Annotated in this window: 9 protein-coding genes and 1 pseudogene; 9 read left to right on the top strand and 1 reads right to left on the bottom strand. The window is 40.5% G+C overall.

Going from position 1 to position 12,914, the window contains the following annotated elements; translation table 11 throughout:
- Nucleotides 1-36: 36 nt before the first annotated feature.
- The 7 genes and pseudogenes from PRIP_RS14355 to PRIP_RS16470 all read left to right on the top strand — a co-directional run bounded on the left by PRIP_RS14355 (nucleotide 37) and on the right by PRIP_RS16470 (nucleotide 8,394).
- Nucleotides 37-1,323, top strand: coding sequence for a glycosyltransferase family 2 protein (locus tag PRIP_RS14355; RefSeq protein ID WP_036101990.1), 1,287 nt, complete (start codon nucleotides 37-39; stop codon nucleotides 1,321-1,323).
- Nucleotides 1,324-1,524: 201 nt separating this feature from the next.
- Nucleotides 1,525-2,223 (top strand): carbonic anhydrase family protein, encoded by a 699-nt coding sequence (locus PRIP_RS14360; protein WP_052008957.1) that lies wholly within the window; start codon nucleotides 1,525-1,527, stop codon nucleotides 2,221-2,223.
- A 37-nt stretch (nucleotides 2,224-2,260) separates the two neighbouring features.
- Nucleotides 2,261-3,292: a UDP-N-acetylglucosamine 2-epimerase gene (locus PRIP_RS14365; RefSeq protein ID WP_036101992.1), complete on the top strand. Its 1,032-nt coding sequence runs from the start codon at nucleotides 2,261-2,263 to the stop codon at nucleotides 3,290-3,292.
- A 12-nt stretch (nucleotides 3,293-3,304) separates the two neighbouring features.
- A complete protein-coding gene (locus PRIP_RS14370; RefSeq protein WP_036101994.1) occupies nucleotides 3,305-3,859 on the top strand; it encodes a helix-turn-helix domain-containing protein in 555 nt (184 codons plus the stop codon).
- Nucleotides 3,860-3,880: 21 nt separating this feature from the next.
- Nucleotides 3,881-4,844, top strand: a pseudogene (locus PRIP_RS14375) (glycosyltransferase family 2 protein).
- Between the two features lie 12 nt (nucleotides 4,845-4,856).
- The gene (locus tag PRIP_RS14380; RefSeq protein WP_036101996.1) at nucleotides 4,857-5,147 is read left to right on the top strand and encodes a hypothetical protein; all 291 of its coding nucleotides are present in this window, start codon (nucleotides 4,857-4,859) and stop codon (nucleotides 5,145-5,147) included.
- A gap of 112 nt (nucleotides 5,148-5,259) precedes the next feature.
- Nucleotides 5,260-8,394, top strand: coding sequence for an immunoglobulin-like domain-containing protein (locus tag PRIP_RS16470; protein WP_052008958.1), 3,135 nt, complete (start codon nucleotides 5,260-5,262; stop codon nucleotides 8,392-8,394).
- A 62-nt stretch (nucleotides 8,395-8,456) separates the two neighbouring features.
- Here the strand turns inward: PRIP_RS16470 and PRIP_RS14390 are convergent, their stop codons facing one another.
- Nucleotides 8,457-9,041, bottom strand: a complete 585-nt coding sequence (locus PRIP_RS14390; protein WP_036101998.1) for a hypothetical protein — start codon at nucleotides 9,039-9,041, stop codon at nucleotides 8,457-8,459.
- Nucleotides 9,042-9,331: 290 nt separating this feature from the next.
- Between PRIP_RS14390 and PRIP_RS14395 the strand changes: the two genes are divergently transcribed.
- Complete coding sequence (locus PRIP_RS14395) at nucleotides 9,332-9,997, top strand: DedA family protein (RefSeq protein ID WP_036102000.1); 666 nt, start codon at nucleotides 9,332-9,334, stop codon at nucleotides 9,995-9,997.
- A gap of 596 nt (nucleotides 9,998-10,593) precedes the next feature.
- The gene (locus PRIP_RS14400; protein ID WP_036102002.1) at nucleotides 10,594-12,894 is read left to right on the top strand and encodes a glycosyl hydrolase family 18 protein; all 2,301 of its coding nucleotides are present in this window, start codon (nucleotides 10,594-10,596) and stop codon (nucleotides 12,892-12,894) included.
- The last annotated feature ends 20 nt before the right edge of the window (nucleotides 12,895-12,914 follow it).

Genomic DNA, 12,914 nt, shown 5'->3' on the forward strand with positions numbered 1-12,914 from the left:
ATTATTAGGGGTTGCATACAATACAAGGAGGAATATATGAACGGATTATTAACAATTATGGCCGGAGTCAGTGTATGCTTAATCTTTATTTATTTTTCGTATACGAGCTTAATTTTGCTACTCCCCCCATTTGCAGGAAATAAAAACAAGGTGAGTGAACAAGATGACAGTGATTTAGAGTATGTTTTTCTAATCCCCTGTCTAAACGAAGAAGTTGTCATTGAAAAGACGATTCGATCGATATTAGCTTTGTCTTATCAGAAGAAGATGGTAATTGTTGTCGATGATGATTCATCCGATAATACGGTTGCTATCGTCCGCCAAATGAATCTTCCTAATGTCCGGGTTATCGAGCGCAAAAAGCCGAATGCCCAGCTAGGAAAAGGGGAATCTCTCAATTATGCTTATTCAAAAATAATAAAAGCAGCACGCCGTCTAGGAAAAAGTCCAACCAATCTCATTCTTACAGTTATTGATGGAGACGGTCGCCCAAGCGATAATTTGTTAACCGAAGCAAATCGTGTATTCCGAGATACAGCAGTTGGCGCGGCCCAAGCACGGATTCGTATTACAAACCGCAAAAGAATTCTTCCAATGATGCAAGACATCGAGTTCTACTCCACGGTTGCAGCTATTCAGAATAGCCGAGAATACACTGAAAGCGTTGGTTTAGGCGGAAACGGACAATTCACAAGGCTAAGCGCATTAGTCGAACTTGGTCCAACACCATGGTCCAAATGTTTACTAGAAGATTTCGACTTAGGTTTATCCATTCTTTTAAAAGGTTGGAAAAGCAAGTACATTGGAGACGCCATCGTGTATCAACAAGGGCTTACATCCGTGAAGAAATTTATACGTCAACGTGCTAGATGGGTGCAAGGAAATATTCAGTCCATCAAGCGATTAAGAGAAATTAGGAAATCAGATATATTAAGTAGCGCATCTAAGCTAGACATCTATTACTTCCTAGCCCAGCCGTGGATTAACTTACTCGGAAGTATCATCATGATTATTTCCTGGGGGTTAATGCTTCTGTTCTTCCGCTCCGTTGACTGGGGCGCGGGATTCACGAACACACTGCAAGACTGGGGTGCAATACTAGTCATTATCGGTTTGATTTTTGGACCAGGTCTCATTTGGTGCATTTACCACTATGAACTCGGTCGTAAAGACAAAGATGGCATTTCCTTTTTCCATTGTATGGGTGCAGGATTATTCATGCCAATTTATAACTTAATAGCCATTCCAAGCATTTGGCTCGCATTTTGGCGACAAGTAGCGCGAAAAGAAGCTTGGGCAAAAACAGAACGAGTAGCTGAATAACAAAAAAATGATAGTGAGGTTTTTATTCATGATTAAGAAGAAAATAACGATGCCTTTATTGGCGGTTGCAACAAGTGGATTACTAATTTTAGGCGCGTGTGGTACGACAGATTCATCAAGCACAGACAAAAATACTGACACGTCAACAAAAACAACCCAAACAACAAAAGAAACAACAACTAAAAAAAGACGAAAAAAACGTTGCTTGACTGGTCATATTCTGGTAGCACAGGCCCATCAGACTGGGGTTCTATCAAACCAGCCTACAAAATCAGCGACACAGGCAAGAAACAATCACCAATCAACATCGAAACAAAAGACGCAAAAGCAGACAAAGCAAAAGCTAGCGTAGCCTACAAATACCAACCAACGATGTTCAAAGTAACTCGTAAAGACCAAACAGTCCAAGCAGTTGCCCAACCAGCAAAAGGAAGAGCAGACAGCAAAATCACCGTTGCAAACAAAGAATACACACTAAAAGAAATCAACATTCATACACCTAGCGAACACCAACTAGACGGCAAAAAGTACGACGCAGAACTACAACTAAAACACGTTTCTGCAGACAATAAAACATTAATCATCAGCGTTTTCGTCAAAGAAGGCGACAAAAATCAAGCAATCGGAGACATGACAAGCATCATTGCCTCATCAGAAAACGGTAAAACAACAGCGATGAAACAAGCCGTTAGTACGCTTGGTCTTATTCCAACAGACAACAAAGCATTCGCATACGATGGTTCTCTAACTACACCAGCAACAACAGAGGGCGTGTCATGGGTTGTTTACGAAAAACCAATCACAATGTCCAAACAACAACTTAATGACTTAACAAAACAACTAGGCGACAACAACCGTCCAGTACAAAAATTAAACGACCGTCAAGTAAACAGTAACTAATTTTGTATAAATATCAAAAATAATTGGAGCATATCACATGAAAAAAGTAATGATAGTGCTTGATACGCCCGCAGAAGCTATTAGAATATGTCCCGTTATCGACAAACTAAAACAAATGCAATATACGCCAGTCGTTTTTATCTCCGAACAAGTAGAAACGGCTGGAGTAATGGATCAAATTTTGGCGTTGTTTAACGTAGAACCAAGTCATGTATTAAGCGCTGCATTAGAATCAAAGACGCTAAACCAACTCACGGCATATTCCTTGAACGAATTATCTAATACGATAAAACAAGAGCAAATCGATGCTACAATCGTGTGTGGTAATACGCGAATCGCTTTTGTAGCAGCACTTGCTTCTTATTACAATGATATACGCGTGACACAAGTACAACCACCGGCAGGAAACGACGACGAAGCCAGCGCTTTTTTGGGGAAAACCACAGAAGCATTGATGGCACCGCTAGCTACAAATCGGGTTTCTCTAGGGCTAGAACCAGCATTGTCCAAAATAACCACGCTACCGTCGATCCATTTGCCAATCACAAATAGCGACACCAAGAAAATTGTTCTGTTTGACTACCTTGGCAAATCCAATCAAAGATCCATACTCGAAAAAAGCTTCCAAGCAATGAAGCATATTACCAATATATATAAAGAAGTTATTTTCGTTATCCCGATAAAATTAACTTCATTAGTCATGGAACTTGCAAATCAAATTTTAAAAGGCCGAAAGCAAATATATTTTGTGAAGCCATTTAATATTTTAGAATATCAAAGCTTTATGCGTCGCGCGTGGCTAGTGATGTCTGATAATACGCGCTGTCTCGAAGAAGCGCAAATACTTGGTCTTCCGGCACTAATTATGAAGGGTTCGGGCAACATTGGTAGACACCAAGATCAAGGCGTTGGAACGGCAATTAATTTTTCCAAAGTACAAATTGTAAATTGGATGGAGCGACTGCTGCTGGATGCCGAATGTTACGAAACAATTAAGAATCGCCCATCATCAAAACCAAACACGCAATCCGTAGAACAAGTGATTGACTTATTGTTCCAAAATAGCTAGGAGGAGAACAAAATGTACCACGATTGGCCAGAAATGACCTTTTCAGAGAAACAAGAAATTGAATTTCATTGCACAAATCACTTTTTTATTATTCGAAAAGGGATTATTGCGATGGAGAGTAAGGCTGGCACTGTCATCGATTATTTAACTGTAGGCGATCTTATCGTCACTAATTTAATTGATGCCAATATTATTTTCTATGCAAAAACAGAGGTCCGGTTGGAAAAACGAGGCCTTAGCGCGGAGAGCGTGGATAGTTGCACCAACATGTATAACCGGCTTATGCTTGAGCGTTTGGATGAATACAAATGTGCGGCTCCAGCAAGATTAGGGCTTTGCCTGAAACGATTAGCTACTAAATTTGGAACATCAACAGAAAAAGGTACGCAAATTTTTCCAGCATTCACACAATATGACTTAGCGAATTATTGCAATCTAAAACGAGAATACGTTTCACTTTTATTGCGAAATTTAGTAGACGCAGGAGTCATCCGTGTTAGACCCAAGCCATGGTTAGTTTTAAATATGGATAAATTAGATGACTATATTTTGAAAAATGGTTTCTGATTTGCACAAGGAGCACACACAATGAAACAGATTTGTATTTTAATACCTACTTACAATGAGCAAGAAGCACTGCCTTATCTTTACGAGCGACTAAATCGAATTACCAATCAACTAACCAATTATGCGTTTACCTTTTTATTTGTGAATGATGGTAGTACGGATGGTACGCTAACGACAATTAAGAAACTAAAGCAACAAGATTACCGTGTCCGCTTCGTTAATTTATCACGCAATTATGGTAAAGAAATCGCGATGATTGCTGGATTTGACCACGTATGCGCAGATGCCACCATTTTATTAGACGCCGATTTACAAGATCCACCAGAAATCATTGTTCAAATGTTGGAATATTGGGAATATGGTTATGAAGATGTGTATGCCAAACGAATTTCCCGAAAAGGCGAAACATGGTTTAAAAAAATGGTCTTCCAAAAAATACTATGAAATCCTGCAAAAAATGGCGACAATTGATATTCCGAAAGACACAGGCGATTTTCGACTACTAGATAGGAAATGTGTTGAAGCATTAAAAGAAATAAGAGAATCACAACGCTACACAAAGGGTTTATTCAGCTTTGTGGGCTTTAAGAAAAAAGAAATCTTGTTTGAGCGTGATGCCCGTGTTGCGGGTTCCACCAAATGGAATTACAAAAAATTGTTTCAGTTAGCTATCGACGGCATTACTTCTTTTTCTGTAGCGCCTTTACGACTAGCAAGCATCGCTGGGGCAAGCATTTTAGTCATCACGGTTTTGACGCTGTTATTTACTTTTATTGAGAGCCTTTTCCTAGGTAGAGCTCCAAGTGGAACTATGGGAATTATTACAGTAATCCTATTTTTAGGCGGGGTGCAATTGGTTAGCATCGGATTATTAGGTGAATACATCGGTCGCATCTTTATGGAGACAAAAAATCGACCGCTATATTTTGTTGAATCAAACACAGAACGAGTGATTCATCAAGACAAGTCACGAAAAATCGGTTAAGGAGCAATGAAAATGGACATCATAGAACATTTTTTACGAGTGGAGTTACAAAATCAAGTAGCTTACACAGAGATGTTGCAATTCGTGGCTTCACTCTACATCAGAAGCGGTGAGTTTGAAGGCGAAGAATATGTGATTCGCAAGCTGGATCATCTTAATTTTATCATCGCGCGAGAATATATAGGGCTTGATGGGGAACGAGACATTAGCCGCCCTATCGTTATTAGTCGCCAAGCTTTGATTGCCAAAATAAACAGATACGTAGGAGCTCATGGGCTAGCACTTATTAATGCGTGTGGGTGAACTACGAACATGAAATAATGTTATTTGTTACACCACGCCAAAGTTCGCCAATTCGCGTATTTTCGTGGTGTATTAAATATAGAAACAAAATAAAAAACGGAGGATTTTACTAATGAATAAAAACATTGTCAAAATTGCAGCAGGTACCATGATTGCATCAACTATCCTTGCTGGAAACACAGGATTACCCTATAACGTAATGAAAGACCCAGTAGCACACGCTGCCACAACTAACGTGCACGGCGTACCGAAACCACCCATTGAAGTAATTAGTCTTCAAAATGGTAGTTTTGAGCAACCGGCAGTACCATACGGAGAATGGCAAACTTTCGATCAATCAGAAGTTCCAGGCTGGCAAACCACAGCATCTGATGGCTTAATCGAAATTCAAAACCATAATGAAGACAGGGATGCTGCGGATGGCGAGCAATATGCCGAGCTAAATGCATATGAAGCGTCTGCATTATACCAAGACATCGCGACCACACCGGGCGCAAAAGTAAGATGGCAAGTCTCCCATCGCGGTAGACATACGACAGACACCGCAACAGTGAAATTCGGTGCACCAGGTAATTTGAAACTAATCGATACGATGACAACATCTGTGGACGCTTGGAAAACTTACTCAGGAACCTATACTATTCCTGCGGGTCAAACCACGACGCGTTTTGAATTTGAAGCAGTCGGTGGCGATCCTACAAATGGTAACCTACTAGACAACATCGTTTTCGCAACGCAATCTTTCATCACTGTATCCGGCAACATCGACAAAACATCCGTGAAAAAAGACAAAACAGCGACGTATTCTTTTGACGCTAAAAATGAAGGTGGAATGGCATCTCAAAAAACAACATTGTCCATCCCAATCCCACAAGAAGTAACCCTAGCCTCACCAAATGTTATGGTAGATGGCGTTTCTGTGGCAGGCTCCTATGACAGCAACACGCGCATTTTGTCCATCCCACTTGGAAGCATCACCAAAGACGCAACAAAACATATCACATTCGATGTAAAAGGCGCAGTTGTAGCCAACAATGTCACAACACAGGCTACTGTAACCCATCAAGATTTAGGTTTTACAGATGAAGATTACACGAACTATTCCAATGATGTGACTTTAAGTGTACTCGCGAACAATGCACCAACAATCACGGCAACGGATCATACACTGAAAAAAGGTGGCAAATTCGACCCAATGGCAGGCGTAAGCGCAACGGATCCTGAAGACGGCAATCTGAGCAGTAGTGTTAAAATCACAGCAAACGATGTTGACACAAGTAAAGAAGGCATCTACCACGTGACTTACAGCGTAACCGACAGCGATGGCAATGTAACAACCAAACAAGTCACAGTAACAGTCACAAGCAACGACGCCCCAACGATTACAGCAACAGATCACACACTGAAAAAAGGCGCTAAGTTTGACCCAATGGCAGACGTATCAGCAGAGGATGCAGAAGACGGCAATTTAACAAAAGACATCAAAATCACAGCAAACGACGTCGACACAAGTAAAGAAGGCGTCTACCACATAACTTACAGCGTTACTGACAGCGACAACAATACGACAACCAAACAAATCACAGTAACAGTAACAAGCAATGACGTTCCAACTATCGAAGCAACAGACCACACACTGAAAAAAGGAACAGCATTTGACCCAATGTCTGAAGTAAGCGCAACAGATAAAGAAGACGGAGATTTAACAAAAGACATCCAAATCACAGCAAACGACGTCGACACAAGTAAAGAAGGCGTCTACCACGTAACTTACAGCGTTACTGACAGCGACAACAACACGACAACCAAACAAATCACAGTAACAGTAACAAGCAATGACGTTCCGACTATCGAAGCAACAGATCACACACTGAAAAAAGGAACAGCATTTGACCCGATGTCTGAAGTAAGCGCAACAGATAAAGAAGACGGCAATTTAACAAAAGACATCCAAATCACAGCAAACGACGTCGACACAAGTAAAGAAGGCGTCTACCACGTAACTTACAGCGTTACTGACAGCGACAACAACACGACAACCAAACAAATCACAGTAACAGTTACAAGCAATGACGCACCAATTATCACAGCAACGGACAAAACACTAAAACGAGGCGACACATTCGACGCCCTAGCTGAAGTAAGCGCAACAGATAGAGAAGACGGAGACCTAACAAGCGACATTCAAATAATCGCAAACGACGTCAATCCCGACCAAGAAGGCGTTTATTCTGTCACATATAGCGTAACCGACAGTGACAACAACACGACAACCAAGCAAATCACAGTAACAGTTACAAGTAACGAACTACCAGTCATTCTAGCTACAGACCACACAATCAAAAAAGGAAGCAATTTTGATCCAATGTCCGAAGTAAGTGCCACAGACAAAGAAGACGGCGATTTAACAAACGCAATCAAAATCACAGCAAATGATGTAAACACAAACCAAGAAGGTATTTATCAAATCACGTACAGCGTAACCGATAGCGATAACAACACGACAACTAAGAATATCACTGTCATAGTAACAAGCAACGAAAAACCAACTATCCAAGCAGAAGACCAAACCATCAAAAAAGGCACTGAGTTTGATCCAATCGCAGATGTAACCGCAACAGACCAAGAAGATGGTGACCTAACAAAAACAATCAAAGTCATTCGAAACACAGTAGACACAACAAAAGAAGGCGTGTACCAAGTTTCCTACGAAGTCATCGATAGCGACGGCAACATTGCGTACAAAACTATCACAGTAACTGTAACATCAAACGAAAAACCAACAATTACAGCAGAAGACCAAGTGATTACAGTAGGCGATAATTTCGACCCACAACAACTAGCAACAAGTAGTGACCAAGAAGACGGTGATCTCACAAAACAAATCGAAATCATCAGCAACACAGTAGACACATCGCAACCAGGCACTTACAAAGTGGTTTACCGTGTAACCGACAGCGACAATAACACAGTGGAAAAAACGATTACCGTAACAGTACTACCAAAAGCTGCGGAAATCACACCTCCACCAGCAACACCAGAAATTACACCAGTCGTACCAGTAAAAACACAGATTATTACACCGGTAGAATACAACACAAGCATCATCACTCCGGATAACACACCAATCGTAACTCAGACAGCATCAGAACTACCAACAACCGGAGATCAATCAACAAAAACACCAATCGTGCTAGGTGGCGCCCTAATATCTTTAGCGTACTTCCTATTCAGACGTAAAAAATAACAAAAAAACTCCCTTGCTAAGAAGCGTAATAGTTCACGCCTTCCTAGCGAGGGAGTTTTATATTATTGATATTTATTATAGAGTGTATCCGCCTTATCGCGTAGTTCTTTCATGTCTTGACGAGCTTTTATTAGCTTCTCGTCAGATTCATTTTTTGCCGTGCTTAGTTGTGTAATCTGCGTATTCAAAGCATCTACTTGTGCTTTATACTGATCTCTTTCTGATTTCAACTGATTGATAGTGTTGTTTAATTGTGTAATCGAGCCATTTATTTGCCCAATTTGCGTGTTTAAAGCACTAATATCTGTATTTTTTTGATTCACTTCACTTTGTTTGCTTTGCAGTTCTCCTATTTTGGCATTCACTTCTTGTTGTTTTACAGTAATTTGATTATCTTTATCAGTTAATTGGCCTTTTAGCTGAGTGATTTGATTCGTTAAGTCATTGATTTTCTGGGTGTTATCTTGCTTCGATTGATTCAGTTGACCAATTTTCTGATCCGCCCAATCAAGCACCTCAGAAATCCGAGCTTTGTCACTTTCACCGCCCCATAACACAGCACTTGCACCAAGCACAAGTGTACTCGTCCCCAATACCATCAACGCCACCAACGCAACAATACTAACTTTTTTCATTTTACGCATCATTTTTCAACCCCTCAATATTTATAATATTCAAAAATGAAGTAATGAGCTATGTAATGCGATGTCAGAAAAAGTAACATTTTCTGGAATCCTTTCATTAGATTATATATCAATACACGTATAAAAGTAAACAAAAATTAAATAAAAGTTTATTCAGAATGTTACGCATTTAATATCATTAATCTTTCAAATGTTAAGTTTATGTAAATACGCCTGTGGTATGATATAGAATGAGCAAGAAATATGGTACAATAAAAGCTAGCTCTGACTAAAATATAGGACGTGATAGATTCGTGGAGATTATTAAAGCGCTGATTAGCTTTATTATTCATATTGATCAGCACCTTGTAGAAATTATCAATACATTTGGCATTTGGACGTATGTCATTATTTTCTTAATTGTATTTATTGAAACGGGACTTGTTATATTTCCGTTCTTGCCGGGAGATTCTTTGCTATTTGCAGCGGGAGCATTGGCAGTATTACCTGGTTCAGACTTGAATATTTTTATATTACTTATTGTACTATGGGTCGCTGCAGTTATTGGTGATACAGTCAACTACCACATCGGTAAGAAGATTGGAACCTCCATTCCACCTGATAGCTGGCTTGGCAAAGTGATTAATCAAGAGAAAATGGATAAAGCCGAAGCATTTTTCAACAAACACGGTGGAAAAACCATTTTTATCGCTAGATTCATGCCTTTCATCCGCACATTTGCACCATTTGTAGCTGGTGCTAGCCGTATGAATTACCGCTATTTCTTGAATTACAACGTTTTAGGCGCGACGGTCTGGGTATTACTTTGTACATTAGCGGGTTATTTCTTCGGGAATATTCCGATTGTTAAAGAGAACTTCTCGCTCGTTGTACTAGGAATCATCTTCGTTTCCATCTTGCCAATGATCTTTTCCTTCATTAAGAGCAAAATGGACAACAAGAAAGCTAAATCAAAATAAGAAACCAAAGCTGGGCGATTGTGCCTGGCTTTTTTTTTAAGGTATGATGTATAGCTATGGAAGTATCCTTCTAAGGGCAATTGGACCGAGTGTTGACGCGGTTACCTCAAGCACAGGTATAGGCTGTTTGTTTCTGCTGCTTCTTTTTATACAATTAGAATTCAAAGTGTAGGTGACAATAATGTATATTAAAATGGGCCGATTTATTGCGTATTTTAATAAACTTTTTCTAACGATTGTATTATTAGATTTATTTGGCTCCAGACCAGTTAATTATAAATATTATATAATCTATATTAAGAAAGATTTAACTTTAAATAACACTATAATGTAATGTGTGTAAAATAAAACCATTGCGTGTAATTGCTGTGTGTAATGATAATGCTATTATAAATGCTGTTGTCAGCGCTTTCTTTGTTGGCATGATACTTGCAATACTGTTTAGTGTTCAGAATTCAGTAATGTGAAAAAGGGGGAAGCATGGAAGAAGCCCGAATTCTGGCGCTAATTGTAGATGGAATTTAGCAAAATACAAGTCACAGAGTAAGAAGGTACACCAGTTACGAAGAACGCGAAAAAATAAAAGAGGTGAAGAAATGAAAAAGGTAACAAAGAGGGTAGTAAGTGTTGTTTCCGTTTTGTTGTTAGTCGTTTCGTTATTTGCGTCATCAGTTCTAGGTAGTATAGGGAATTCTTCTGTGAAGGCTAAGGCCGCCAGTACACCACAATATAGAAATGTTATGTACTATGGAGATTGGTCCATTTGGGGCGGGGAAGGTCAGTTTTATCCGAAAGATATACCAGCAGATCAGTTGACACATCTTAACTTTGCGTTTCTTGATTTCGATAGTAACGGAAACTTGAAATTCACGGACAAAGATGCAGCAGTTGGCGCACCAGTTGGGCAAGACGGTGTTCAATGGGGCGGAGCTAATGCTGGTATTTTAAATGCGTTACAAGATTTAAAAGCAGCCAATCCGAATTTAAAAGTTGGTGTATCCATCGGGGGTTGGTCTAAATCAGGTGACTTCTCTGCGGTAGCGGCAAACGCAACGGCAAGAGCTAATTTTGTAAACAATGTGATGAAATTTATTAAATATACTAATATGGATTTTGTTGATTTAGACTGGGAGTATCCTGCATCTGTTCGCGCCGCTGACTTAGTGGATAACAAGAACGATGAAGGAACACCGAATGCAACTCCAGCCGATAAGCAAAATTATATTACGCTTCTTCAAGATTTGCGTACGGCGCTTGATAAACAAGGCGTTGACGTGAAGAAGAAATACGAACTTTCAGTAGCGCTACCGGCTTCTCAAAACACATTGGCAAACGGTGTGGACGTAGCGAAACTTTTCAATGTAGTCGATTTTGCGAATATCATGACATACGATATGAATGGCGCTTGGACACCGAACAGTGCGCATCATACAGCGCTCTATGGGAATCCAGATGATCCGAACTACAATGACGGTTTTTCTGTCGATCAAACGGTGAAATACTTGAAGAGCCAAGGTGCAGCGTCTGAAAAAATCGTAATCGGTGCAGCATTCTATACACGTGGCTGGAACAAGGTTGATGCGGGCCCAAGTACCACCCAACCAGGACTTTTCCAACCAGCAACAAAAAATAACAAAGACGCAGATTTATCCGCAACATATGGCGCTCCAAACGAGAAGCCGTTAGCTACTGGTGACGGTGGACGTGCAGGCGGCGTATGGGCATACAAGAGTATCGACGCTTTGAAAGCAAAATCCCCAACACTTGTTGAATATTGGGATGACGTGGCAAAAGCGCCATACCTGTACAGCAAAACTACGGGTGAGTTCTACACTTACGACAATGTGCGTTCTATCGGTTACAAAGCACAGTACGTGAAGGACAACAATCTTGGCGGTATGATTTCGTGGATGCAATCCCAAGACAAAGCAACAACATCCACAAAACGTGACGAATTAACAAAAGCGATTAAACAAGGCTTATTCGGTGCTGGCGCGCTAGCCGCTAACACAATCACGTATGCCAACTTAAACGTAGAAGCAACTGTAGCTCCTTACAGCGAAAACGGCGTTGGTTATGAAATCACAGTGAAAAACAAAGAAACAGCGAACGAAACCAATGAAGTTTTACAAGCGGTTGAATTTGCTGCTGAAACAGTGAAATTACCGAAGTTCTATATCCCTGTAAAAGCTGGTGAAACATTGACAGCAGGGGATTATAAAGCAGGAACAGTAAGTACAGCCAATGGATATACTGTTGTCGATTTAGCGTCTGTTTATGATGCACAACAAATTCCACAAGGCGCAACTTACACATTCCGCTTGAAATCGAACTTAGCATCCGTAAATGTAAACAATATCGCGAATATATCACTAACACAACGCATGTCTAAAACAGGTACTGAATTAGGCAAACAAGTTGTCTTTGGCGGAGGCGCGGTGGTTCCTGATCCTAGCGATACAGTAGCACCAACAGCTCCGACAAACCTAGCAACAGTAGCAGCAAACGTAACAGACGTAGCAGTTCCACTAAGCTGGAGCGCGTCTACGGACAACGTTGGCGTAGCAGGTTACAAAGTGTATCGTAATGGCACAGAAGTTGCGACTGTATCTGGAACAAGCTATACAGACACAGGTTTAACAGCTTCTACAGCCTACACATACACAGTGAAAGCATATGACGCAGCTGGTAATGTTTCAACGGCGAGTACGGCGCTTTCCGTAACAACAAAAGCAGGAACCGTAACACCACCAGGCTCAGGAACTTGGAGTGCTGACGCTACCTATACTCAAGGTGACCAAGTAACTTATAACGGTCATACGTATAAAGCGAAATGGTGGACAAAAGGCGATGTTCCAGGTGCAGATCAATGGGGCCCATGGGATTTAGTTAACTAAAATAAGACGCGAAAAACAGG

Origin of the sequence: Paenilisteria riparia FSL S10-1204 (assembly GCF_000525995.1) — a bacterium.
Taxonomy (GTDB): Bacteria; Bacillota; Bacilli; order Lactobacillales; family Listeriaceae; genus Listeria_A; species Listeria_A riparia.